The 25,067-nt window shown below is 61.5% G+C and carries 21 protein-coding genes and 1 other RNA gene; 15 read left to right on the top strand and 7 right to left on the bottom strand.

Features of this window, described 5'->3' with window-relative positions:
- Window positions 1–27 precede the first annotated feature (27 nt).
- From mfd to JHW44_RS10100, 3 genes are read left to right on the top strand one after another with little or no spacing between them, the layout of a single operon-like run.
- On the top strand, window positions 28–3,492 hold the full coding sequence (gene mfd / locus JHW44_RS10110; protein WP_089345802.1) for a transcription-repair coupling factor: 3,465 nt from the start codon (window positions 28–30) through the stop codon (window positions 3,490–3,492).
- Entirely contained in the window at window positions 3,489–4,616 is a 1,128-nt protein-coding gene (locus JHW44_RS10105) for an aminodeoxychorismate synthase component I (RefSeq protein WP_245847415.1), read from the top strand. The genes mfd and JHW44_RS10105 overlap by 4 nt, the downstream gene beginning before the upstream one ends.
- Window positions 4,577–5,221, top strand: coding sequence for an aminotransferase class IV family protein (locus tag JHW44_RS10100; RefSeq protein WP_179217790.1), 645 nt, complete (start codon window positions 4,577–4,579; stop codon window positions 5,219–5,221). Before JHW44_RS10105 ends, JHW44_RS10100 begins: the two co-directional genes overlap by 40 nt.
- 37 nt (window positions 5,222–5,258) lie before the next feature.
- Here the strand turns inward: JHW44_RS10100 and clpA are convergent, their stop codons facing one another.
- Together clpA and gloB are read right to left on the bottom strand one after the other, a co-directional pair.
- On the bottom strand, window positions 5,259–7,586 hold the full coding sequence (gene clpA / locus JHW44_RS10095; protein WP_272850272.1) for an ATP-dependent Clp protease ATP-binding subunit ClpA: 2,328 nt from the start codon (window positions 7,584–7,586) through the stop codon (window positions 5,259–5,261).
- Window positions 7,587–7,827: 241 nt separating this feature from the next.
- Complete coding sequence (gene gloB / locus JHW44_RS10090) at window positions 7,828–8,574, bottom strand: hydroxyacylglutathione hydrolase (protein WP_089345799.1); 747 nt, start codon at window positions 8,572–8,574, stop codon at window positions 7,828–7,830.
- Window positions 8,575–8,632: 58 nt separating this feature from the next.
- On the opposite strand from gloB, the gene JHW44_RS10085 reads away from it, so the two are divergent.
- From JHW44_RS10085 to JHW44_RS10050, 8 genes are all read left to right on the top strand, one after another.
- The gene (locus JHW44_RS10085; protein ID WP_089345798.1) at window positions 8,633–9,448 is read left to right on the top strand and encodes a class I SAM-dependent methyltransferase; all 816 of its coding nucleotides are present in this window, start codon (window positions 8,633–8,635) and stop codon (window positions 9,446–9,448) included.
- Window positions 9,449–9,759: 311 nt separating this feature from the next.
- Window positions 9,760–10,299, top strand: a complete 540-nt coding sequence (locus tag JHW44_RS10080) for a hypothetical protein (RefSeq protein WP_089345797.1) — start codon at window positions 9,760–9,762, stop codon at window positions 10,297–10,299.
- Between the two features lie 327 nt (window positions 10,300–10,626).
- On the top strand, window positions 10,627–11,193 hold the full coding sequence (locus tag JHW44_RS10075; RefSeq protein WP_089345796.1) for a F0F1 ATP synthase subunit delta: 567 nt from the start codon (window positions 10,627–10,629) through the stop codon (window positions 11,191–11,193).
- Window positions 11,193–12,728, top strand: coding sequence for a F0F1 ATP synthase subunit alpha (gene atpA / locus JHW44_RS10070; protein WP_089345795.1), 1,536 nt, complete (start codon window positions 11,193–11,195; stop codon window positions 12,726–12,728). Before JHW44_RS10075 ends, atpA begins: the two co-directional genes overlap by 1 nt.
- A gap of 12 nt (window positions 12,729–12,740) precedes the next feature.
- A complete protein-coding gene (locus JHW44_RS10065; protein ID WP_089345794.1) occupies window positions 12,741–13,616 on the top strand; it encodes a F0F1 ATP synthase subunit gamma in 876 nt (291 codons plus the stop codon).
- A gap of 21 nt (window positions 13,617–13,637) precedes the next feature.
- The gene (atpD, locus tag JHW44_RS10060) at window positions 13,638–15,062 is read left to right on the top strand and encodes a F0F1 ATP synthase subunit beta (RefSeq protein WP_089345793.1); all 1,425 of its coding nucleotides are present in this window, start codon (window positions 13,638–13,640) and stop codon (window positions 15,060–15,062) included.
- A 9-nt stretch (window positions 15,063–15,071) separates the two neighbouring features.
- Complete coding sequence (locus JHW44_RS10055; protein ID WP_089345792.1) at window positions 15,072–15,521, top strand: F0F1 ATP synthase subunit epsilon; 450 nt, start codon at window positions 15,072–15,074, stop codon at window positions 15,519–15,521.
- Window positions 15,522–15,628: 107 nt separating this feature from the next.
- On the top strand, window positions 15,629–15,976 hold the full coding sequence (locus tag JHW44_RS10050; RefSeq protein ID WP_089345791.1) for an H-type lectin domain-containing protein: 348 nt from the start codon (window positions 15,629–15,631) through the stop codon (window positions 15,974–15,976).
- A 39-nt stretch (window positions 15,977–16,015) separates the two neighbouring features.
- Here JHW44_RS10050 and JHW44_RS10045 read toward each other — a convergent pair whose 3' ends face one another.
- Window positions 16,016–16,792: an alpha/beta fold hydrolase gene (locus JHW44_RS10045; RefSeq protein WP_089345790.1), complete on the bottom strand. Its 777-nt coding sequence runs from the start codon at window positions 16,790–16,792 to the stop codon at window positions 16,016–16,018.
- Window positions 16,789–17,388, bottom strand: a complete 600-nt coding sequence (locus tag JHW44_RS10040) for a 2-hydroxychromene-2-carboxylate isomerase (protein ID WP_089345789.1) — start codon at window positions 17,386–17,388, stop codon at window positions 16,789–16,791. Before JHW44_RS10040 ends, JHW44_RS10045 begins: the two co-directional genes overlap by 4 nt.
- An 85-nt stretch (window positions 17,389–17,473) precedes the next feature.
- On the opposite strand from JHW44_RS10040, the gene JHW44_RS10035 reads away from it, so the two are divergent.
- The gene (locus JHW44_RS10035; RefSeq protein ID WP_089345788.1) at window positions 17,474–18,493 is read left to right on the top strand and encodes a ribose-phosphate pyrophosphokinase; all 1,020 of its coding nucleotides are present in this window, start codon (window positions 17,474–17,476) and stop codon (window positions 18,491–18,493) included.
- Window positions 18,494–18,637: 144 nt separating this feature from the next.
- On the opposite strand, the gene ffs is transcribed toward JHW44_RS10035, so the two are convergent.
- Both ffs and JHW44_RS10025 read right to left on the bottom strand, forming a co-directional pair.
- Window positions 18,638–18,734: signal recognition particle sRNA small type (gene ffs, locus JHW44_RS10030), an RNA gene on the bottom strand.
- 49 nt (window positions 18,735–18,783) lie between these two features.
- Complete coding sequence (locus JHW44_RS10025; RefSeq protein WP_089345787.1) at window positions 18,784–20,667, bottom strand: bifunctional 2',3'-cyclic-nucleotide 2'-phosphodiesterase/3'-nucleotidase; 1,884 nt, start codon at window positions 20,665–20,667, stop codon at window positions 18,784–18,786.
- Between the two features lie 308 nt (window positions 20,668–20,975).
- Here JHW44_RS10025 and JHW44_RS10020 point away from each other — a divergent pair, with 308 nt between their 5' ends.
- Window positions 20,976–21,431 (top strand): SRPBCC family protein, encoded by a 456-nt coding sequence (locus JHW44_RS10020; protein ID WP_089345786.1) that lies wholly within the window; start codon window positions 20,976–20,978, stop codon window positions 21,429–21,431.
- Window positions 21,432–21,441: 10 nt separating this feature from the next.
- Here JHW44_RS10020 and JHW44_RS10015 read toward each other — a convergent pair whose 3' ends face one another.
- The gene (locus JHW44_RS10015) at window positions 21,442–22,299 is read right to left on the bottom strand and encodes a prephenate dehydratase (RefSeq protein ID WP_089345785.1); all 858 of its coding nucleotides are present in this window, start codon (window positions 22,297–22,299) and stop codon (window positions 21,442–21,444) included.
- 120 nt (window positions 22,300–22,419) lie between these two features.
- Here JHW44_RS10015 and JHW44_RS10010 point away from each other — a divergent pair, with 120 nt between their 5' ends.
- Both JHW44_RS10010 and JHW44_RS10005 read left to right on the top strand, forming a co-directional pair.
- Window positions 22,420–22,956 (top strand): c-type cytochrome, encoded by a 537-nt coding sequence (locus tag JHW44_RS10010; RefSeq protein WP_089345784.1) that lies wholly within the window; start codon window positions 22,420–22,422, stop codon window positions 22,954–22,956.
- 161 nt (window positions 22,957–23,117) lie between these two features.
- On the top strand, window positions 23,118–24,962 hold the full coding sequence (locus JHW44_RS10005) for an extracellular solute-binding protein (RefSeq protein WP_089345783.1): 1,845 nt from the start codon (window positions 23,118–23,120) through the stop codon (window positions 24,960–24,962).
- The last annotated feature ends 105 nt before the right edge of the window (window positions 24,963–25,067 follow it).

Genomic DNA, 25,067 nt, shown 5'->3' with positions numbered 1-25,067 from the left:
GGCGCATGGCGCTTTACCTCAACCGACATGGCAGACCAACTGATCCTTTCCGGCGCCCCCGAGGGCTATGATGCGGCCCTGGTTGCGCGAGAGGCCAGCCGCGGCCAGCCCGTCATTCATATTGCCCGTGACGACCGGCGCATGGCCGCGATGCGCGCCGCGCTTGCCTTTCTGGCGCCCGGACTGGCGGTGCTGGATTTCCCGGCATGGGACACCACCCCCTATGACCGCGTCTCGCCCGCGCCCGAGGTGCAGGCCGCGCGGATGGCGACGCTGGCCGGTCTGGCGCAGGGGGTGATCAAGGGGCCTTTCGTGCTGCTGACGACGCTGAACGGCGCCCTGCAGCGGGTTCCGGCGCGCGAGCTGGTGTCACAGGCCAGCTTTGCCGCGCAGGTCGGCAACCGCATTGACGAGGCCGGCTTGCGCGCCTTTCTGGTGCGCATGGGCTTTGTGCAATCGCCCACGGTGACCGAGCCGGGCGATTATGCCGTGCGCGGCGGGATCATCGATATCTACCCGCCCGGCGAATCCGGTCCGGTCCGTCTGGATCTGTTCGGCGATGTTCTGGACGGGGCGCGCCGTTTCGATCCGGTGACCCAGCGGACCACCGAGAAACTGTCGCGTGTCGAGATTGCCCCGATGTCCGAGGTGATTCTGGACGAACCCGCGATCACCCGTTTTCGGCAGAACTATCGGGCCGAATATGGCGGCGGCACCAATGATCCGTTGTACGAGGGTGTCAGCGCGGGCCGCAAGATGGCCGGAGTCGAGCATTGGCTGCCCTGGTTTCACGACCATATGGAGAACCTGTTCGATTACCTGCCCGGTGCCTCGGTCATGCTGGATGATCACATCAATCAGGTCATCACCGCCCGGCGCGAGATGATCGAAGAGCAATTCGACGCACGTCGCGCCGCGATGGCGGCCAAGGGGCGCAGCGATTCCGCCTATAAGCCCGTTCCGCCCGACCTGATGTTTCCGACCGAAAGTGAATGGCAGTCCTGGCTTGCCAATCACCGCACGCTGCGGCTGTCGGTTCTGGCGCAGCCACCGGGACCGGGCGTGCTGGATGCCGGTGGACGGGCAGGGCGGAATTTCGCGCCCGAGCGGCAGGCGGAATCGATCAATCTGTTCAAGGAACTGGCCGATCATATCAAGGCGCGTGCGAAAACCGGTCGGGTGGTCGTGGCCAGCTTCTCGGAAGGGGCGCGCGACCGTCTGCGCGGGCTGCTGGCCGATGAGGGGCTCAGCGGTCTGAAGCAGATTTCGGATATTCGCGACCTGCCGGATGCGTCGGGCAGTATCGGCCTGTCGATCTGGCCTCTGGAGGAGGGTTTCACCGCCTCGGGCCGTGCATTGGGATCGATCACGGTGATCTCGGAACAGGACGTGCTGGGCGACCGCCTGATTCGCGGGGCCAGAAAACGCCGCCGGGCCGAGAATTTCCTGCAGGACACGACCAGCCTGACGCCCGGCGACCTGGTGGTTCATGTCGAACATGGAATCGGCCGCTACAACGGGCTGGAAACCATCACTGCCGCTGGCGTGCCCCATGACTGCGTGGCGCTGGAATATGCCGGTGGTGACAGGCTGTTCCTGCCGGTCGAGAATATCGAACTGCTCAGCCGCTATGGCCATGAAGCGGGCCTGCTGGATCGTCTGGGGGGCGGTGCATGGCAGGCGCGCAAGGCCAAGTTGAAGGAGCGGATCAGGCTGATCGCGGACAAGCTGATGCGTGTTGCCGCCGAACGCCTGCTGCGTCCCGCACCGGTGCTGGAACCCGAAGATCACGAGTGGCAGGCCTTCTCTGCCCGTTTTCCCTATAGCGAAACCGAGGATCAGGCCGCCGCCATCGAGGATGTTCTGGAAGATCTGTCCGCAGGCCGTCCGATGGACCGGCTGGTTGTCGGAGATGTCGGCTTCGGCAAGACCGAGGTCGCCATGCGCGCGGCCTTTGTCGCGGCCTCGCAAGGCAAACAGGTGGCGGTCGTGGCGCCGACGACCCTGCTGGCGCGACAGCACTTCAGATCATTTGCCGAACGTTTTCGTGGCACCGCCATCAATGTGCGCGCGCTGTCACGCTTTGTTCCCGCGAAAGAGGCCGCGCAGACGCGGGCGGGGCTGGCCGATGGTTCGGTCGATATCGTCGTGGGCACCCATGCCGTGCTGGCCAAACAGGTGCGGTTCAAGGACCTTGGGTTGCTGGTCATCGACGAGGAACAGCATTTCGGGGTCGCCCATAAGGAACGACTGAAGGAACTGCGCAGCGATATTCATGTGCTGACCCTGACGGCGACGCCGATTCCGCGCACCCTGCAGCTGTCCCTGACCGGTGTGCGCGATCTGTCGGTCATCGGCACGCCCCCCGTGGACCGGCTGGCCATCCGCACCTATTCCAGCGAGTTCGATTCGGTTACCGTCCGCGAGGCCCTGCTGCGCGAGAAATACCGTGGCGGACAAAGCTTCTTCGTGGTGCCGCGGCTGTCGGATCTGCCCGAGGTCGAGGACTGGCTGAAGGAGAACATGCCCGAGGTCAGCTATATCGTTGCCCATGGTCAGCTTGCTGCGGGCGATCTGGATCAGCGGATGAACGCCTTTTACGACGGCAGCCATGATGTCCTGCTGGCCACGACCATCGTGGAATCCGGACTGGATATCCCGACCGCGAATACCATGATCGTCTGGCGTGCCGATATGTTCGGCCTGTCACAGCTCTATCAGATCAGGGGACGGGTCGGGCGGTCCAAGACGCGGGCTTATTGCTATCTGACGACCCGCCCGCGCAGCCCGCTGACGCCACAGGCGATGCGGCGGCTGAAATTCCTTGGCTCGATGGACGGTCTGGGCGCGGGCTTCAACCTGGCCTCACAGGACCTTGATCTGCGCGGAGCGGGCAATCTGCTGGGCGAGGAGCAATCCGGCCATATCAAGGAGGTCGGCTTCGAACTCTATCAGGCGATGCTGGAAGAAACGATCGCCAAGCTGAAATCGGGCGAGATCGAGGGCACGCCCGAGGATGAATGGGCGCCGCAGCTGAATCTTGGCGTGCCGGTCACCATTCCCGAAAGCTTCGTGCCGGATCTGGATGTCAGGCTGGGCCTCTATCGCCGTCTGGCCGAGCTGACCACCAAGGTCGAGTTGGAAGGTTTCGCCGCCGAACTGATCGACCGTTTCGGTCCGCTGCCCAAAGAGGTCAATACGCTGCTGCTGGTCATCCGCATCAAGGCGATGGCGAAACGTGCCTGTATCTCGCGGCTGGATGCCGGACCCAAGGGCGCGACCATCCAGTTCCATGACGACAAATTCCCCAACCCCGCCGGTCTGGTCGAATTCCTGACGGATCAGCGCGGCCTGGCCAAGGTGACCGACAACAAGATCGTCGTCCGCCGCGACTGGAAGAGCGACGCGGACCGCATCAAGGGGGCCTTCTCGATCGCCCGCGACCTGGCGGCCAAGGCCAAGGGGCAGTCCAGGGCAAAGGCCAAGACGTGAGCGGACTGATTCGCTTTGATCGGGGGCCCTTGCCCGGCGGCAGCGAGTTCCGCGCCCCCCAGACGATTATCCGTGCCGATACGGTGGCGGGGGTTGGCCCCGCGCTTGCGGCGATGGAATCGGCCCGGGCGCGCGGTCTGTGGCTGGCGGGATACATGTCCTATGAGCTGGGTTTTGCGCTGAGCGCGAAGCTGACGCCCTTGATGCCGCGCGATCGTGACATGCCACTGATCCTGATGGGGGTGTTCAGCGGGCCGGTGCCGGCTGCGCCCCTGCCGGATCCCGCTGGCGTGCATATCGGCCCCGCAGTGCCGCAATGGGATCGCGAGGCTTATGACTGCGCGATTGTAGCCGTGCATCGCTATATCGAGGCCGGAGACTGCTATCAGATCAATCTGACCTTCCCGATGATCGCCGAGGCTTACGGAGAGCCCCTGTCGCTTTATGCCGCGCTGGCCCGCCGCCAGCCGGTGGGCGAGGGCGCCTTTGTCGATCTGGGCGGGCCGGTGGTTCTGTCGCGCAGCCCCGAATTGTTCTTTGCCGTGGATGAACAACGCAGGATCCTTACCCGCCCGATGAAGGGCACCGCCGCGCGTGGTGCCACGCCCGAAGAGGACAGGGCGGCAGCACAGGCACTGGCGGCATCCGAAAAGGACCGCGCCGAAAACCTGATGATCGTCGATCTGCTGCGCAATGACATCAGCCGGGTCTGCGAGCCGGGCAGCGTCACCGTGCCGGCCCTGTTCGACATCGAGCCCTATGCGACCGTGCATCAGATGACCTCGACGGTGCAGGGCCAGTTGTCGCCCGATGCGCGGCTGGTCGATATTCTGAAGGCGCTGTTCCCCTGCGGTTCGATCACCGGGGCGCCCAAGATCCGGTCGATGGAAATCATTGCCGAACTGGAAACCGCGCCGCGCGGGGTCTATTGCGGTGCGATCGGCTGGCTGGATCCGTCCGGTCCGATGCGATTCAGCGTCGCGATCCGGACCCCGGTGCTGGAGGCAGGCGGGCGCTTGCGGTTGAATGTCGGCGGCGGGATTACCCATGACAGTCGCGCGGGGTCCGAATGGAGAGAAGCGCTGTGCAAATCCGAATTTCTGAACCTGTCCCCGAGGGGCTGAAGATCATCGAGACCATGCGCGGCGAAGCGGACGGCACGATCCGCTTCTGGCAGCTGCATCTGGCGCGACTGCGCCGTGATTGCGCGGCCGTCGGGTTCCCGCTGGATCTGCAGGCTGTCAAGGACGCCATTTCGTCCGTTCAATACCAGGGGGGGGCGCGCCTTCGCCTGACGGTTGATGCGAATGGTCGGGTCGAACTTGTCGCCCATCCATTGCCCGAGAATCCGCCCTTCTGGACGGTTGCCCTCTCGACCCACCGGCTGGACAGCGCAGATCCGTGGCTGAGGATCAAATCGACACGACGGCCGCGCTATGACGCGGCGCGATCCGATATGCTGCCGGGACAGGATGAAGTCTTGTTGCTGAACGAACGCGGCGAACTGTGTGAAGGCAGCATCACCAATCTGTTCGTGCGCGACGGAGACAAATATCTGACGCCGCCCCTTGGTTGCGGCCTGCTGCCAGGAATCCTGCGGCAATCCATGCTGGAGCAGGGAATTGCTCGCGAGGCGGTTGTGAAACCCGCTGATCTGACGCGTGGCTTTTTCATGGGCAATGCGCTGCGCGGGCTGATTCCGGCCAGATTGCAGCAGCTTTCCAAATGAAATCGCCCCGCAGCGTGACTGCGGGGCGATTGAGACCTTATTCGGCCGTCAGCAGCGGCGTGTCCGATTTGCCGATCCGTGGGGCACCCGGCCCCGAGATATCGAAGGCGGGCTTGTCGTCCTTGATCATGACCCGCACGACACCGCCCTTGGTCAGGCGTCCGAACAACAGCTCTTCGGCCAGCGGCTTCTTGATGTTTTCCTGGATCACCCGACCCAGCGGACGTGCGCCCATCCGGTCGTCATAGCCTTTTTCGGCCAGCCATTCGGCAGCTTCCGGGGTCAGCTCGATATGGACATTGCGGTCCATAAGTTGAGCCTCCAACTGCAGGACGAATTTCTCGACCACATGCACGACCACCTCACGCGACAAGGGCGCAAAGCTGATGATCGCGTCCAGACGGTTGCGGAACTCTGGCGTGAAGGTCCGTTCGATGGCCGCCGTGTCTTCGCCCTCGCGCTTGTCACGACCGAAGCCGATGGCCGCCTTCTGCATGTCTGATGCACCGGCGTTCGACGTCATGATCAGAATGACATTGCGGAAATCGACCTGCCGACCGTTGTGATCAGTCAGCTTGCCGTGATCCATCACCTGCAACAGGATGTTGAACACGTCGGGATGGGCCTTTTCGATCTCATCCAGCAACAGCACGCAGTGCGGGTGCTGGTCGACCCCATCGGTCAGCAAGCCACCCTGATCAAAGCCGACATAGCCCGGAGGCGCGCCGATCAGGCGACTGACCGCATGCTTTTCCATATATTCCGACATGTCAAAGCGCAGCAATTCGACGCCAAGGGTAGAGGCAAGCTGTTTTGCCACCTCGGTCTTGCCGACGCCGGTCGGCCCGGCGAACAGATAGTTGCCGATCGGCTTTTCGGGTTCGCGCAGACCTGCCCGCGACAGCTTGATGGCCGAGGCAAGCGCGGTGATGGCCGTGTCCTGACCGAAGACGACGCGCTGGAGTGTCTTTTCCAGATCGCGCAGAACTTCGGCATCGCTCTTGCTGACATTCTTGGGGGGAATGCGCGCGATCTTGGCGACGACGGATTCGATCTCCTTCGGGCTGATGGTCTTGCGACGTTTGCTCTCGGATACCAGGTGCTGGGCCGCACCGGCCTCGTCGATCACATCGATCGCGCTGTCGGGCAATTTGCGATCATTGATATAGCGGCTGGCCAGTTCGACCGCCGATTTGATCGCGTCATTGGTATAGCGCAGTTCGTGATGCTTTTCGAAATGCGGTTTCAGCCCCATCAGGATCTTGACGGCATCGGGCACCGAAGGTTCGTTGACGTCAATCTTCTGGAACCGGCGCGACAGGGCGCGGTCCTTTTCGAAGTGCTGGCGGTATTCCTTGTAGGTGGTCGAACCCATGCAGCGCAGCTTGCCCCCGGCCAAGGCCGGCTTCAGCAGGTTCGAGGCATCCATCGCCCCGCCCGAGGTTGCCCCGGCACCGATCACCGTGTGGATCTCGTCGATGAAGAGAATGGCATCGGGATGTTGTTCCAACTCCTTGACGACCGCCTTCAGGCGTTCCTCGAAGTCGCCGCGATAGCGGGTGCCGGCAAGCAGGGCGCCCATATCCAGCGAAAAGATCGTGGCCCTGGACAGGACGTCGGGGGTTTCTCCCTCGACGATTTTCTTGGCCAGCCCTTCGGCAATCGCGGTCTTGCCGACGCCGGGGTCGCCGACCAGCAGCGGGTTGTTCTTGCGGCGACGGCACAGAACCTGAATCGCGCGTTCGACCTCGCTTTCGCGGCCGATCAGCGGGTCCACATCACCCTTCTTGGATTTCGCATTCAGATCGACGCAATATTTGCCGAGCGCGGTTTCCTCCTTGGCCTCATGCACCGCTTCGGCCTGCGAGTTTTCCTCGGCCTGTTCGTCCGACCCCATCACCTTGCGGTTTTCATTGAAGGCCGGATTCTTGGCGACGCCATGGGCAATGAAATTTACCGCGTCATAGCGGGTCATGTCCATTTCCTGCAGGAAGAATGCTGCATTGGATTCGCGTTCGGCGAAAATCGCGACCAGCACATTGGCGCCGGTCACCTCTTGTCGGCCAGAACTCTGGACGTGAATGGCGGCGCGTTGAATGACGCGCTGGAAGGCGGCGGTGGGAACAGCCTCGGACCCGTCGATATCGGTTTCCAATGTCGACAGATCGTCTTCGATGAAATCGACCAGCAGCTTGCGCAATTCGTCCAGATCGACATTGCAGGCACGCATGACCTGAACCGCATCCGGTTCCTCGGTCAGAGCCAGCAACAGGTGTTCCAGCGTCGCAAGCTCATGTCGTTGTTCGTTCGCCAGCGCAAGCGCCTGGTGAATGGCCTGTTCCAGGGTGTTCGAGAAACTTGGCACGGTCTTCTCCTGTCAGTCGGCTGGCGGTATGGGCAGATTTAGGGGCCCACCTGCCCAGACTGTCACGATACAGTTAAGATTTGGTGGAATTCATCCGGCATCAAGTGCTTTTTCGTTCATGATGCCGTTTTTTTCCAAATTCAGGGGCAGATGTGATGACAGGTGAGGCATATTTCAACCCGCCGGAGGTCAAATCACCGGAAGCGGGGCCGCCATCTGCGGGACTGACTCGGCTCGCGTGCTAGAAATTGTCCTTCATCCTGCGCAGGCGTGCAAAGACCTCGGCATCTCTGGCGTAATGCATGCCCAGGGCGGGTCGCAGCGCCTCGACGCGCAGGAAGGGGTTGGTCGCACGTTCCAGCGCGAGGCTGGCCGGGGCGCAGGGTTGCGATGATGCCGCGACCGCCTTGATGCGTGCTTTCAGATCGGCGTTGTCAGGATCGACGGACAGGGCAAAGGCGCCATTGGCGGCGCAGTAATCGTGCCCCGAACAGATCAGCGTGTCGCCAGGCAGGGCGTTGAGCCGTGACAGGCTTTGCCACATCATCTCGGGGCTGCCTTCGAACAGACGGCCACATCCCAGCGCCATCAGGCTGTCGGCGGTAAAGGCAAACGCAGATTGCGTGAAGTGAAAGGCGATATGGCCGATCGTGTGGCCCGCCGCATCGATCACCGAGACGGACTCGCCCAGAATCTCGATGGTCTCGCCCGGTTCGACCTGCTGATCCAGCGGCGGAAGACGATGCGCGTCGCGGGCGGCACCGATGACCCGGGCGCCGGTTCTGGCGACCAGTTCGCCCACTGCCTGGATGTGATCGTCATGGTGATGGGTCAGCAAGATCATGTCGAGGCTCAGGCCACGGGCCTCAAGCTCGGTCAGTATGGGCAGGGCTTCCGGGGCATCAACCAGCACGGTTCCCCCATCGCCATGCAGCAGATAGGCATAATTGTCCTGCAAGCAGCGCAGCGTGATGAGTTCCAGCGGCATTGGCAAATCCCTTCCTCTGTGGTGATGTCGAACCTGACAAAAGGCGGTGCGGGGCGCAATGCATCACGATATCGACGATCTCCGGCGGTTTTACTATCAACGCTCTCTGGGGCGGGTGGTTCAGCGGATCCTGCGCGACCGGCTTGCGGCAAGATGGCAGCCCTCGGCCTGCACGGGGATGACGGTGGTGGGGTTCGGTTTCGCCGTGCCGATGTTGCGCCCCTATCTGGCCGGATCCCGCCGAGTCACGGCATTGATGCCCGGGCCTCAGGGGGTGATGGCCTGGCCGGCGGGGATGGCGAACCACAGCGTGCTTTGTGACGAGACCGCATGGCCAATTGAAACGGGCAGCGTCGACCGGCTGGTGATGCTGCACGGTCTGGAAACCAGCGACCATCCGGCTGCATTGCTGGGCGAGGCATGGCGTGTGCTGGGGCCGGGGGGGCGCATGATCGTGATGGTGCCCAATCGCGCCGGATTGTGGGCGGCATCTGATCGCACGCCCTTCGGTTATGGTCGCAGCTACACCACCGGACAGATCGAGGCGCAGACCCGCGCGGCCGGTTTCGTCACCGAATGGCATGGATCGGCGGTCTATATCCCGCCCTCGGACCGGCGTTTCTGGTTGCGCAGCGCCCAGATGTGGGAACGGACCGGAGCAAGGATCAGCCGCGTGCTGATCGCCGGGGTGGCCCTGGTCGAACTGTCCAAGCAGGCGCGCGCGCCCGTGGGACCGGCGTTGAAGGTGCATGTGCCCAATCCGCTGGAGATTCTGGATGGCGTCGGGCTGGGACGTCCCCTGGGCGAGCCGACACGGCGTGAAACCTCTGCCAAAAGCCGGGGTGACAGGGAACTGGGCGGCGATGGTGCCTGATTCGCAACATCTGCATACCTGTCCATAAGGTGATGTAGGAGATAAGCGGAAAATCGCCTATACTGACCGAGTGGTAAGTTTTTAAACGGTGTAGTGTCATGTGTGCATTTTGCGTGTCGACGGTATCGGAAGGCTGGCCGATTTTCATTCTCTGCGACGCTGGGGTGCAGCGCCGTGAAGGTCAACTGACCGAAACCCTGCGATCCCATCGAATTCCGTTTCGTGTATTGGAGACGGTGCGGGGGACTTCTCCGGCCGGAGGTCGGGCCCGTCTTCATCGACGGGCCTGGCAGGCGATCAGGAACGAGGATTTGCCTGGAGCGACGATCATCGAGGACGGATCGCGGATTGCGTCAGGCTTCATCGATTTCCTGTCCTGCGGCGGTTATCTTCATGCGAATCTGACCCAGTTGTGCCACGGCAAGGGACGGGTCTGGCGCTGGGGCACCCGCGGTGCCGGTGAAGGCGTGCGTCTGCGCCCGCTGGCTGCCAGCACCGGACTTGCCTCTGCCTATGCCCTGTCATCCCGGGGGGCTGCACATCTGTTGCGCAGCCATCGCGCCAAGATGAGCGCCGCGGATCACGACGACAGCGCCCGCGCCGCGGCAAGGGCCGACTGGCCCTGCGATGTGGCGCGTATGGGGGCGCTGGTTTCGGTGCCGGCGCTGGTCGAACCACCGCAATGGCTGAGCGTTGTCCAGTCTGACGCGCTGCCGCGAAAAGTCGCTGTGCGCGATGTCTGGAGCGAGCAGGCCGCAGACAGCCCGGCCATGGTCGCCGCACATCAGGCGGGCGGTCTGCGCAGCTTTGCCCGCGCAGCCTTCAGTCAGGAACTCCGGCGGGGTTTCTAGGCCGTTCCCCGGCGCGAATCCTGCTTCGTGAAGCCGTTGCCGCATCGCCGGGAACGGCTTTTCATGTTGCGGGGCTGCGACAGGCTGCCGCACCCTCGATTGGCTATCAGGACGCAATCGGTTACAATCCCGTGAATTTTCCATGTCACAGATTGCCATGCTGCTCGCATTTCCGTGTGCTTGACTGTTGCCCGACATGAAATCACCTGCTAGAGACGCCGCAGAATTCAGGACGGCCCTCCAAAAGCCGTGCGACCGCGACCCGCTCCCCGCGACTGACCGGACATTTGGCCGGCCCGCCAGCGGGGATTGCGCTAACCGTAAAGGATGACCGTGGCCAACTCCATTTCCATGTCCCAGAGCATCGCCGGGCGTTATGCGCAGGCCGTCTTTGACATCGTGAATGACGAAGGAGGGCTGGACGCGCTGGCCCGACAGCTTGATGATCTGGAAGCCGCGCTGCATGACAGCGCGGATCTGCGCAATCTGATCACATCGCCGCTCTACAGCCGCGATCAGCAAGGCAATGCGATTTCTGCAGTTGTCGAGAAGATGAAGCTCTCCCCGACCCTGTCGAACACGCTGAAGCTGATGGCCCAGAACCGCCGTCTGTTCGTGCTGCCCCAGCTGGTGCAGCGGCTTCAGGCCCTGCTGGCTGAACATCGCGGCGAGATCGTCGCCGATGTGACCAGCGCAGTCGCGCTGACAGAAGACCAGCAGGGACGCCTGCGCGACACGCTTGCCAAGAAGACCGGCAAGACCGTGAAACTGAATACCCGCGTCGATGAAGCTCTCATCGGCGGGATGATTGTCAAGATGGGCTCGCAGATGATCGACAGTTCGATCAGCTCGAAGCTCGCCTCCCTCCAGAACGCTATGAAAGAGGTCGGATAATGGGAATCCAGGCAGCCGAAATTTCGGCGATCCTCAAGGATCAGATCAAGAATTTCGGTCAGGAGGCCGAGGTGGCCGAAGTTGGCCAGGTTCTTTCCGTAGGTGACGGTATCGCCCGCGTCTATGGTCTGGACAAGGTTCAGGCCGGTGAGATGGTCGAATTCCCCGGTGGTATCCGGGGCATGGTGCTGAACCTCGAAACCGACAACGTCGGTATCGTGATCTTCGGCGACGACCGTTCCATCAAGGAAGGCGACACGGTCAAGCGCACGCGTTCGATCGTGGACGTTCCGGTCGGCAAGGGCCTGCTGGGCCGTGTTGTCGACGGTCTGGGCAACCCGATCGACGGCAAGGGTCCGATCGAGGCCACCGAGCGTCGCATCGCCGACGTGAAGGCTCCGGGCATCATGCCGCGGAAATCGGTTCACGAACCGATGGCCACGGGCCTGAAAGCCATCGACGCCATGATCCCCGTTGGCCGTGGTCAGCGCGAACTGATCATCGGTGACCGTCAGACCGGCAAGACCGCAATCGCGCTGGACACCATTCTGAACCAGTTGAACTACAACGGTCGTGAAGAAGACGGCATGAAGACGCTGCATTGCGTCTATGTCGCCATCGGCCAGAAGCGTTCGACCGTGGCCCAGCTGGTCAAGAAGCTGGAAGAAACCGGTGCGATGGCCTATACGACCGTCGTTGCCGCGACCGCTTCGGACCCGGCTCCGATGCAGTTCCTGGCCCCCTATGCGGCCACCGCGATCGGCGAATACTTCCGTGACAATGGCATGGACGCGCTGATCATCTATGACGATCTGTCCAAACAGGCCGTTGCCTATCGCCAGATGTCGCTGCTGCTGCGTCGTCCGCCCGGACGTGAAGCCTATCCGGGTGACGTTTTCTATCTGCACTCGCGCCTGCTGGAACGTTCGGCCAAGCTGAACGAGGATTACGGTTCGGGCTCTCTGACGGCTCTGCCGATCATCGAAACCCAGGGCGGCGACGTGTCGGCCTTTATTCCGACCAACGTGATCTCGATCACCGACGGCCAGATCTTCCTGGAAACCGAACTGTTCTTCCAGGGTATCCGCCCTGCCGTGAACACCGGTCTGTCGGTCAGCCGCGTGGGTTCCGCAGCCCAGACCAAGGCGATGAAATCGGTCGCAGGTCCGGTCAAGCTGGAACTGGCCCAGTATCGCGAGATGGCGGCCTTTGCGCAGTTCGGTTCGGATCTTGACGCCGCAACCCAGCGTCTGCTGAACCGTGGTGCACGCCTGACCGAGCTGATGAAGCAGCCGCAATACCGGCCGCTGACCAATGCCGAAATCGTCATCGTCATCTATGCCGGCACCAAGGGCTATATCGACAACGTTCCGGTGAATGAGGTCGTGGCCTGGGAAGATGGACTGTTGCAGTTCCTGCGCAACCAGAAAGCCGATCTTCTGGACGACATGACCAAGAATGACCGCAAGGTCTCCGGTGATCTGGAAGTTGCAATCAAGGCGGCGTTGGACGAATACAACAGCGCCCGCGCTTGAGAGGGGGAATAGATGCCCAGCCTCAAGGATCTTAAAAACCGGATCGGAAGCGTCAAGAACACGCGGAAGATCACCAAGGCGATGCAAATGGTCGCCGCGGCAAAACTGCGCCGTGCGCAGGAAGCCGCGGAAGCCGCGCGTCCCTATGCGGACCGTATGGCCGCGGTGATGGCCGGGCTGACCGCGAATGCGGCCGGCTCGGAAAGCGCACCGCGTCTGCTGGCCGGCACCGGTTCGGATCAGAAACATCTGCTCATCGTCATGACCGCCGAACGCGGTCTTGCCGGTGGCTTCAACAGCTCGATCGTCAAGCTGGCGCGCCAGCATGCCGAGACGCTGCGGGGGCAGGGCAAGGATGTGACGATGCTGACCGTCGGCAAGAAGGGCCGCGAACAGCTGAAGCGCGATTTTGGCGATGTTTTCGTCAATCACGTCGATCTGTCCGAAGTGAAGCGTGTCGGATATGAAAACGCACGCGGTATCGCGGATGAGGTTCTGGACCGGTTCGAAGCGGGCGAATTCGATGTCGCCACGATCTTCTACAACCGGTTCGAGTCGGTGATCAGCCAGATCCCGACGGCCCGTCAGGTCATTCCTGCCGAAGCCCCTCAGGCGGATGCGGCAGATGCTTCGGCGCTGTATGATTACGAGCCCGGCGAAGAGGCCATTCTGGCCGATTTGCTGCCGCGCTCGGTCGCGACGCAGATCTTTGCGGCGCTTCTGGAAAATGCGGCGTCCGAGCAGGGCGCGCGGATGAGTGCAATGGATAACGCAACGCGCAACGCGGGCGAGATGATCGACAAGCTGACCACCGAATACAACCGGACGCGTCAGGCAGCGATCACCAAGGAACTCATCGAAATCATTTCGGGCGCCGAGGCGCTCTGACCGTAACGCAGAGGTGACAACATGGCTGAGGCCACTGGTAAAATCACGCAGGTGATCGGCGCCGTCGTAGACGTGCAGTTCGAGAACGACCTGCCGGCGATTCTGAACGCGCTGGAAACCAACAACAACGGCAAGAAGCTGGTGCTGGAAGTGGCGCAGCATCTGGGCGAAAATACCGTCCGCACCATCGCCATGGACTCGACCGAAGGTCTGGTTCGCGGCGAATCCGTGACCGACACGGGCGGCCCGATCATGGTGCCGGTGGGTGATGCGACCCTGGGTCGTATCATCAACGTCGTCGGCGAGCCGGTCGATGAAGGCGCTGCCATCGAAAGCAGCGAAAGCCGCGCCATCCACCAGCCCGCGCCCGATTTCGCGGCGCAGGCGACCAGCTCGGAAATCCTGGTCACGGGCATCAAGGTCATCGACCTTCTCGCGCCTTACTCGAAGGGTGGCAAGATTGGTCTGTTCGGTGGTGCCGGCGTCGGCAAGACCGTTCTGATCATGGAACTGATCAACAACATCGCAAAGGTGCACTCGGGTTACTCGGTGTTCGCCGGTGTTGGTGAGCGGACCCGTGAAGGCAACGACCTGTATCACGAAATGGTCGAATCCGGCGTTATCAAACCCGACAATCTGCCCGAATCGCAGGTTGCTCTGGTTTACGGCCAGATGAACGAGCCTCCGGGAGCACGGATGCGTGTTGCTCTGACCGGTCTGACTCTGGCCGAGCAGTTCCGCGACACGACCGGGACCGACGTTCTGTTCTTTGTCGACAACATCTTCCGCTTCACGCAGGCAGGTTCCGAGGTTTCGGCTCTGCTGGGCCGTATTCCTTCGGCCGTGGGCTACCAGCCGACGCTGGCAACCGACATGGGCGCGATGCAGGAACGCATCACCTCGACGAAGAACGGCTCGATCACCTCGATCCAGGCCGTTTACGTTCCGGCCGATGACTTGACCGACCCTGCACCGGCAACGACCTTTGCCCACCTTGACGCCACGACCGTTCTGTCGCGTGCGATTTCGGAACTGGGCATCTACCCGGCCGTTGACCCGCTGGATTCCAACAGCCGGATCCTTGACCCGGCCGTTGTCGGCGACGAGCATTACCAGGTTGCCCGTGACGTTCAGGGTATCCTGCAGAAATACAAGTCGCTGCAGGACATCATCGCCATTCTGGGCATGGACGAACTGTCGGAAGAGGACAAGCTGACCGTGGCGCGGGCCCGCAAGATCCAGCGCTTCCTGTCGCAGCCCTTCGACGTTGCAAAGGTCTTTACCGGTTCGGACGGTGTTCAGGTTCCGCTGGAAAAAACCATCGCGTCGTTCAAGGCAGTCGTGGCCGGTGAATATGACCACCTGCCGGAAGCCGCCTTCTACATGGTCGGCGACATCGATGACGTGAAAGCCAAGGCAGAGCGTCTGGCGGCAGAAGCCGCGTAAGGGGGCAAAATGGCCGATACCATGCAGTTCGACCTCGTGTCGCCCGAACGGAGACTCGTCTCCGTTCAGGTGCGCGAGGTGCGTCTGCCGGGCACTGACGGCGATCTGACCGCCATGCCCGGACATGCGCCGACGATCGTGACCCTGCGTCCGGGGCTTGTGACGGTGCTTGCCAGCGATGGCACGCCAAGCGAGTTCGCGGTGACCGGCGGTTTTGCGGAAATCAACCATGAATCCGTCAGCCTGCTGGCGGAGCGCGGTCACCCGCGTGAGGAACTGACCCAGGAAGTCTTCAACGACCTGATGGCCGATGCACATCGCAAGAAGAAGGCGATCGAGCAGAAGCATGGCAGCGTGGGCGAAGAATTCGTTGCCGCTGCGGTCAAGTTGCTGGCAGATATGGAAGCCCTTGGCACACATGTCGGGCTGGATCCGAACCAGGCCAGCGTTCCTGACTGATCTTCGCCTGCTGGTTGAGTTTGAAGGAAAAAACAAGGCCCCGGCAGATAGCCGGGGCCTTGTGTTGTCGAGGCCTCATTGTAGTCTGTCGCTGGGGAGGGACGAGAATGCAATTATTCAGCCATAGCGCTGTCGCCGTGATGCAGGGCAGTGTCCTGATGTTTTCCGCATTTCAGGACGATGGCCCCATGTGGACTGACACGGGGCCGCGCGCCGAGCGCAGGCAGATCTCGTTCGAAAAACCCTTCCTGGCACCTCCGGTCGTCCATGTTTCCTGCGGCATGTGGGATATCGACGGCAGACAGAACCAGCGCGCCGATATTTCGGCGGAGAATGTCACGACAACAGGTTTCGAGATCGTGTTTCGAACCTGGGGAGATACAAGGGTCGCGCGGATCCGTGCCGAATGGTTGGCCATTGGGGCCATGCGACACGAAGATGATTTCGATCTGTAGAATGCCCTGAACCGCCCGCGGTCCAGGGCTTCTCCTGTCTCAGGCCCGGTCCAGATTCAGCGCGACCAGCCCGGCGACTTCATCGGGATGGGTGATGGGCAGCATATGCCCGGCTGCAGGAACAGTGGCCCGCCCCACATCGGGCAGGCGCGCGGCAAGCGCATCGGCGATGCCATGAACCACGGCCGGAGAGCGCTCTCCTGAAATGAACAGAACCGGCGCATCTATGGCTTCCAGTCCACCGGGGCGCAGAAGATTCGCGTGATCGTGGCTCAGGGTTTCTCCGGCAGAATGGACCAGCCCGATACGGTCGCACATCTGTCGCTGCATGGCTGCGGGCAGTTTGTCATAGGGCTGGGCACCCCAGGTGGCCAGAAACAGTCGCGTGGCCTGCTCCATTTCACCTTTGGCAATCAGGTGGCCCATCTCGCGGTCACGGGCCTCTTGCTGGGTGTCGGCGGCGGCGGCAAAGAGCACCGGTTCGATCAATGTCAGGCTGCGCACGGCCTCTGGCGCGGCAACAGCGATGCGCAGGGCGACCGTCGCCCCCATGCTGTGGCCGATCAGATCGAGAGGGCGGTTGATGAAGCTTGCCGCCATCCGCGTGACCGCCGTGTGGTAATCCGGGTCATCGGCCTTGGGCTGCCAGTCATCGCTGCGACCATGCCCCGGCATGTCGAAGCTGTGCAGATCCACCCGTTGCTCCAGACGCTTGGCTATTGCACCCCAATAGCTGCCACTGGCCAACATGCAGTGCAGCGCAAGCGCCGGACGATCGGAATCGCCCGGCCAATGACGCGTATGAATGCCGGTCATAGGCTGGCCAGATGCCGGTCCAGAAAATCAAGCCGGTCCTGTCCCCAGAAACGCTGACCGGTTTCGCGCACCACATAGAAGGGCGCACCGAATGCGCCGTCATTGACGGCCTGTTCCAGATTGCGCTCATAGGTTTCGGCACCGACCAGCAGACCGGAATCGGCCAGTTGCGGGTCGAAGCCATGCGCGGAGAGGATATCGCGAATCACCGCGTCATCCGCGATATTGCGATCCTCGGCCCAGACGGCGCGAAGGAAACCCTGAACAAGCGCCCCGACATTGCCAGTGCCGCCGCGCTGTGCGGCGATCACCGCATAAGAGGATGGTGCCGCATTGCAGGGCCAGAAGGCCGGGTTCAGCTTGAAGGGCATGTTCAGATGGTCGGCCCACCGGGTCAGCTCTTGCGCGCGGTATTCCATGCGGCTGGGATGACGATCCGCCGGTTTGACCCCGCCCGTGCGCGAAAACAGCTGCAACAGGTCAACCGGTTTGTAATTGATGGTTGCGCCGTGTTTTTCGGCGATTTCTTCCAGCCTGTTCGCTGCCAGATAGCAATATGGGCTGATTGTCCCCAGATAATAGTCGATGTTAGCCATAACGACCGTCCTTGTTCATTTGCTCGCAGGCTAGCCCGGTGCTAATGGCTGTGCAATCCGACTAATCCTGCCAAAGGCCTGCCCCATGCCCGTCATGACCGAACCCAAGCTGATTTCTGGAAATGCGAACAAGACGCTTGCCACGTCGATCGCCCGACGCATGTCTATGCACCGGGGGATGAATGTCAGCCTGTGCGATGCGCGGGTCGAACGTTTCAACGATCAGGAAATCTTCGTCGAAGTTTATGAGAACGTCCGTGGCGAGGACATGTATATCGTCCAGCCGACCTCGAATCCCGCCAATGACAACCTGATGGAACTGCTGATCATGGCCGATGCGCTGAAGCGGTCCTCGGCAGCGCGCATCACGGCGGTGATTCCCTATTTCGGCTATGCGCGTCAGGATCGGCGCGCCAAGGCCCGCACCCCGATCAGCGCCAAGCTGGTGGCGAATCTGCTGACCGAGGCCGGGGTTGACCGGGTTCTGACGCTGGATCTTCACGCGGCACAGATTCAGGGCTTTTTCGATATTCCGGTGGATAACCTCTACGCGGCTCCGGTCTTCGCACTGGACGTGCAGCATCACTTCAAGGGTCGGATGGACGATCTGATGGTGGTATCGCCGGATGTTGGCGGTGTGGCCCGTGCGCGGGAACTGGCCGCCCGTATCGGCGCGCCCCTGTCGATCGTGGACAAGCGGCGCGAAAAGGCCGGGGAAGTGGCGGAAATGACCGTGATCGGCGATGTCGCCGGCAAGGCCTGCATCATCGTGGATGACATCTGCGACACGGCCGGCACGCTGTGCAAGGCCGCGCAGGTGCTGACCGATAATGGCGCCACCGAAGTTCACGCCTATATCACCCATGGCGTTCTCTCGGGCCCGGCGGTCGAGCGGGTGTCGAAATCGGTGATGAAATCACTGGTGATTACCGATTCGATCGAGCCGACCGAGGCTGTGAAGGCCGCACCCAATATCCGAATCGTGCCAAGCGCGCCAATGTTCACCCAGGCGATTCTGAATATCTGGAACGGCACTTCGGTCAGTTCGCTGTTCGAGACCGATACCCTGCTGCCTATCTATGAAGGGCTGTATTCGACCATCTGAATGGTTCGGCAACGGTCATGAAACGGGGCAGGGGGCCAGCAGGCATCCTGCCCTTTTTCCTGTCCGTGCCAATGGCCGAGCCGAATCAGCACCCATGCCCTGACCGGGATCGGTGCTGCGGATCATCTAAACTGGTGGGAAATGGGTGAGAGGCTGGACAGCGACCCAAGCGGGACTCGTTGCGGCTGCTTCCTTCCGGACCTGACCGGGTTGGCGAGGCGCTTGCCCGCGCCAACCTCTCGCCGCGACAGATATGACGAGAGGCGGGGCGATGCAACCCCCTCGGAAGATCACAGATGCAGTCGAAGCCGCAGAAAACCATCTTCGGCCCGGCCCAGGGCCTCGATTGCCCGGCCATGATGGCGGATCAGCGCATGGAGGTGTTTCAGCACGCCGGGACCGGTCCGAAACAGCGCTGTGGTGCCGGGCATCCGGACAAACTGCCAATTTCCTCTGTCCTGCATCGCGACATGACGGCGCTGTCGGACATAGTTGCGCAGAATGTCGGTGGTATGTGCCTGCCCCTCATACAGCAGTTCACATTGACGCGTGATGTCTTCGAACAGCCCGCAGGCCGACAACCGGAAGGAATTGGTCGCCAGAATGAAAGCTTCGTCCGGGTCGACCGCGCGACCACGATGACGCAATCCTGTCACCCGAAAAGCTGCGGGATCGGCAAGCCGACCATCAGCATGGAACCGGGCAGGACGGGACAGGTCGACCTGCCATGAAATTCCTGAGATCAGGTCGAAATTATAGGCGGGGAAATCCGGGTCGACCAAGGGTACATCCTTCTGACCGGGGTTGACTCTCCGGAACAGCGACGCGGTGCGCTCCAGCCAGTCGGCCAGCTGCGCGCCGGTGATCTTCAGTGCGCAGATGCGGTTGGGAAAGCAATAAAGATCCGACAGGTTGCGCAGGCGCAGGGGGCCGGCCGGAATATCGGTATAGAAATTCGGCCCGCCCCGACCTCCGGCCCGATAGGGCGCTGCGGCCGAGAGCACCGGAATGTCGCGGTTTCTTCCGCGCGACAGTCTTTGGCGGACATACCACATCTGCGCCATGTTGATCAGTCGCAATCCGGGATCGGCACCCAGCAACGCGCCATGGCTGAAGATTGCCGAACTGGAATGGCCGACCCGCCCGCCAAGGCGGCGGCGCGTGGCATGATGCGCGGCACTGGCCGCTGCCATGATGCGCCTGTCGACGGGCATATCCTGTGGGACCGCTTCGGCGCGGGTCAGAAAGCCCGAGACCTGCCATCCTTGCCCCTCCTTGCGGCAAAGTCGCAGGTCGATCCGGCCCAGATGCGAGCCGCCGACCCCGGGCATGACGGCAGGCTTGCCGGAAAGTGCGCCCAGAACCGGGTCGATGCCGAGCCGTGCGGCGATATCCGGTCCGGGAAAGACCTGATGTGCGTGCCCGGCAATGACGACGTCGATCTGCGGCACGGCGGCCAGTGCAGCCGCGGCATTCTCGCTGCCCGGTCCCGATGTGATGCTTCCGATGCCGCTATGGGCCAGCGCGATGATGATATCGGCACCTTCGGCCTTTATCCGTGGCAGGATGCGGTGCGCTGTCTCCAGGATGTCGAGGCATTCGACCTGACCGGCGAGCTGTGTGTCCCATGCCGCAGTTTGTGGGGGCAGCAAGCCGATGACGCCGATCGAAAGCTGATGTTCGATGCCGCTTCTGTCAATCAGGTTGCGCCGCAGGATCGTGTAGGGTTTGAAGCCCGGCCCGTTTCGGACATGCAGATTGGCAGCAAGAAACGGGAAGCGCGCCTTGCTGGAAAGCGCACGCAAATAACGCAATCCATAGTTGAAATCGTGATTCCCCAGCGCCGCCGCGTCATATCCAAGGATATTCATCGCCTCGATTGCCGGATGGCTTGTGCCCGCAGGGCTGCGTGCCAGAAAATCGCCCATTGGCGTGCCCTGAAAGATATCACCATTGTCAAACAGCAGGCAGTTGCGTGCCTCTTTCCGGCGTATGTCGATCAGTGAGGATATCCGGGCCATTCCCGGTTGCCCGCCCGGCTTGTCGGCATAATAATCATAGGGCAGCACCTGCATATGCAGGTCAGAGGTCGCCAGAATGCGCAAATCAAGCCAGCTCGTCGCCAAGGCGGAATCGGATTTGCCGCGGTCAATATCGCCACACCCGTCGGGCATTTATATCCTCCTCGGCCACGCAAGGCAGAGTTTGATTCGACATTTCATATGTCGGAAAATGCTGGAAGATAAATTTTTTATCAATCCATGGTTGTGATTTACTCAAAAATAATCCAAGAAGGCGGATTAGACAAATTGAACAAATCAATGAAATCCCGGTATGGCCGCTTTCTGTGACAACCGTCTGTTGAAATGCCCATATCGGCACGTTCCGCAACTTGGTTGAACAACTCGTCTTTTTCGGATTATGAGCGTGGTCAAACGGCTCAGCATCTCGTGCAGCCACGCATCGGCTACGGATTTTTGTCATGAAGTTTTCAGCGCGTTTCGATATCGACAGCCAGGCCGACGCCTTGTTCGATTCGATCGCCGATTTTTCCCGGTTTGAGCGGATGATGATGGGGCGCGGTGCTACCGTGACGCGAATTGATCCGGCCCAGCAGCAGGGCATCGGGATGGGCTGGCTGATCGGTTTCCTCTGGCGGGGACGTTCCCGTGATCTGCGCCTTGAAGTCACGCGCTTTGACAGGCCGGAAAGACTGTCGCTGGCCGGTCACTCGGATTCGCTGGATATCCGGATCGACGCGACGGTCATCGCCCTCAGCAAATCGCGGTCGCGCCTGATCTTTGAATGCGAGATTCGTCCGCGCAACATGAAGGCGCGGTTGATGTTGCAGACGGCCAAGCTGGGCAAGTCCCAGCTGGACCGCAAGTTCGAGCGCCGCGTGGCAGAATTCCTGCAGGAAATTCAGGCTGCCCACTAGGGCGGGCGTCTTATTGGTTGTCGGTGCCCTTCTGCCGGGCCCGCAGCGGATCGGCCGGATAGACCCCCAGAATATCCAGTCTGGATGTAAAATAGCTCAACTCGTCCAGTGCCAGTTTGACATTGGCATCCTCGGGGTGGCCCTCGATGTCGGCATAGAACTGCGTGGCGGTGAAGACCCCATCGACCATGTAGCTTTCCAGCTTGGTCATGTTCACACCATTGGTCGCGAAGCCGCCCATTGCCTTGTAGAGCGCGGCCGGAATATTGCGCACGCGGAAGACGAAACTGGTCAGCATCCGGTCGGCGCGACGGCTGCGGTCGGGTTCCCGCGCCATCAGCAGAAATCGGGTCGTATTGTTCTGGCGATCCTCGATTTCATCGGCCAGGCGTTCCAACCCATAGATCTCGGCCGCAAGGGGCGCGGCCAGCGCCGCCAGCGACCTATCGCCGCGGGCGGCGACTTCCTTGGCCGAGCCAGCCGTATCCGCCCCGGTGATCGCACGGATGTTGTTGTCACGCAGGAAGCCGCGGCACTGGCCCAGCAGGACAGTATGGCTCATGGCCTCGCGGATCTCGGACAGGGGCGTTCCCGGCACGGCCAGAAGGCTGATATGCACGCGCACGAAGGCCTCGTCCACGATATGCAAACCCGATTCGGGCAGCAGGTGATGGATGTCGGCGACCCGGCCATAGGTCGAGTTCTCGACCGGCAGCATGGCGATATCGGCCGCGCCGCTGCGCACGGATTCGATCACGTCCTCGAAGGTCCGGCAGGGCAAGGGCTCCATGTCGGGGCGGGCGTTGCGGCAGGCTTCATGGCTATAGGCGCCCGGCTCGCCCTGAAATGCGATCCTGTTGTGTGACATGAAGCGGCCTCATCGACTGAATTTTAAGTGCATATCGGTAACTATACCTTGATCACCCAAAGCGAAAGCGGATAGATACGGCGCGAATTGACGAGCTTACCAGAGCGGGGACCGCACGCGATGTTCAACACCATGACCGTGACCAAGGCCGCAGGTGCGCTGATTGGCGCGCTGCTGTTTCTCTTGCTGGCCAATTGGGCGGCCAGCGGTCTGTATTCCGTCGGCGCGGCCCATCACGGCGGCGAAGGCGAAGAACATGCCCAAGCCTATACGATTCCTGTCGAGGAAAGCAGCGGCGGTGCCGAGAAGGAAGAAGTGCAGATCGATTTTGCTGCGCTGATGGCGGAAGCCGATCCCGCCAAGGGCGAAAAGGCCTTTGGCAAATGCAAGGCCTGCCACAAGCTGGACGGCAACGATGGCGTCGGCCCGCATCTGAACGGTGTCGTGGGCCGCAACGTCGCCTCGGTTGACGGGTTCTCCTATTCCGATGCCATGCATGCACATGCAGATGAGGCGCCCCAGTGGACGCCCGAGGCGCTGCAAGAGTTCCTGACCAACCCCAAAGGCGTCGTGAAAGGCACCAAGATGTCCTTTGCCGGTTTGAAAAAACCCGAAGATCGCGCAAACCTGATCGCCTTTCTTGAAACGCAGCAGTAAACTGCCCTAGATCATGCAGACCGGAACAGGGCGCGGCCGAAGGCTGCGCCCTTTTTCCTTGCGCTGCCGACAATATGCCGGGTGCTCACGAAAACGCGGCTTGATCGTCTGCGCCAGACTGGCCTAGCGTGCCCGGACCTGTTTCCAGCCGGAGTTCGCCTATGCGCCCTTTCGCCCTGATCGCCCTTCTTGCCACCATTGCCGGCGGGCCCGCGCTGGCCCAGGAGGACAGGATCATCGCGCATGGCATTGGTGTCTTCGATGAGCTGAAGCTGCCGCCGGATTTCGACCATCTGCCCTATGTCAATCCGGACGCCCCCAAGGGCGGAGAGCTTTCCGAAGCCATCCCCAATTCCACGGGCTTCGACAATTACAATCCCTTCACCTTTCGCGGCCGCGCTGCCGTCCTGTCCTCGATCATGCTGGAATCGATCCTGACTGGCACGGCGGATGAGGTTGGCGCCGCCTATTGCCTGCTGTGCGAGTCGATCGAATATCCCAGGAACCGGGACTGGGTGATCTTTCATTTGCGGCCCGAGGCAAGATTCAGCGATGGCACGCCGTTGACCGCGAACGACGTGCTGTTCAGCTATGAGACCCTGCGCGACAAGGGGCTGTCCTCGTTTCGTCTGGTGATCGGCCAGCAGGTTTCCAAGGCCGAGGTGATCGACGATCACACCATCAAGTTCACCTTCACGCCCGATTATCCGCGCCGTGATGTGATCCAGTCGGTCGGTTCCCTGCCGATCTTCTCGCGCAAGGATTTTGTCGAGAATGACCGTGATCTGGAAGCGACCATGGAGACTCCGATGATCGGTTCGGGTCCCTATATGTTCGACAGCGCCGAGATCAACCGCAAGGTCATCTATCGCCGCAATCCCGACTATTGGGGCAAGGATTTGCCGATCAATCGCGGGCGGCATAATTTCGACAGGATTCGTTTCGAATATTTCTCGGATTACGATGCCGCATTCGAGGCCTTCAAGGCCGGCGAATATGCCTTTCGGCGCGAGGTCAGCAGCATAATCTGGGCGACGCGCTACAATTTTCCGGCGCTGGAAAAGGGCTGGGTCGTCAAGGAAACCCTGCCGGACGGGCAGATTGCCTCGGGTCAGGCCTGGGTGCTGAACCTGCGCCGCCCCGACTGGCAGGATATTCGTGTCCGCCAGGCCATCGGGCTGATGTTCAACTTTGAATGGTCCAATGACGCGCTGTTCTATGGCCTGTATGATCGTGTCGACAGTTTCTGGGACAACAGTGATCTCGAGGCCAGCGGTCCGCCCGACGAAGGCGAGCTGGAGCTTCTGGAACCCCTGGCGAAGGATCTGCCCGAGGGAATCCTGACACAGGATGCGGTCACCGCACCGGTCAGCGGGCCACGTCAGCTTGATCGCAAGAACCTGCGCAAGGCCTCGAAACTGCTGGACGAGGCGGGCTGGACCGTGGCCGACGACGGCAAGAGGCGAAATGCGCAGGGCCGTCAGCTGAGCATCGAAATCTTGAATGACAGCCAGACTTTCGATCGGGTTATCAATCCCTTCGTGCAAAATCTTCAGGCTTTGGGTGTGGATGCGCGCAATGTCCGCGTGGACAATGCCGAATATGAAAACCGCAAGCGCAGTCATGATTTCGACCTGATTTCCGACCATCTGGGACAGGATGAAATCCCCGGTTCGGGGCTTCAGCAGTATTTCGGCTCGGCCAATGTCGGGGATGTGTTCAACCCGATGGGTCTGGCCAATCCTGCCATCGACGCGCTGATCACCCAGGTCGAGGAAGCCGAGACGAAGGACGAGCTGACCACACGGGTCCATGCGCTGGATCGGGCGCTGCGCAGCCTGCGTTTCTGGATTCCGCAATGGTACAACGCCAATCACCTGGTCGCCTATTACGATCAATATGGCCGCCCCGAGACCCTGCCGCCCTATGCCCTGGGGGAAATGGATTTCTGGTGGTATGACGCGGACAAGGCCAAGGCATTGCGGGATGCGGGTGCGCTGCGCTAGGGCAAATGTCTTGATTTCCCCTGCCGGATTGCCGACAAGGCGGATCAATCGAACAGGACCGCCAAGGTCCGCAACGTCCCGAGGGGCGGGCAGAAGGACAGGCTG

This window comes from Paracoccus seriniphilus, assembly GCF_028553745.1.
Lineage (GTDB): Bacteria > Pseudomonadota > Alphaproteobacteria > Rhodobacterales > Rhodobacteraceae > Paracoccus > Paracoccus seriniphilus.
Note: the sequence above shows the minus strand (reverse complement) of the source record. Positions and strands in the feature narration are given on the sequence as shown.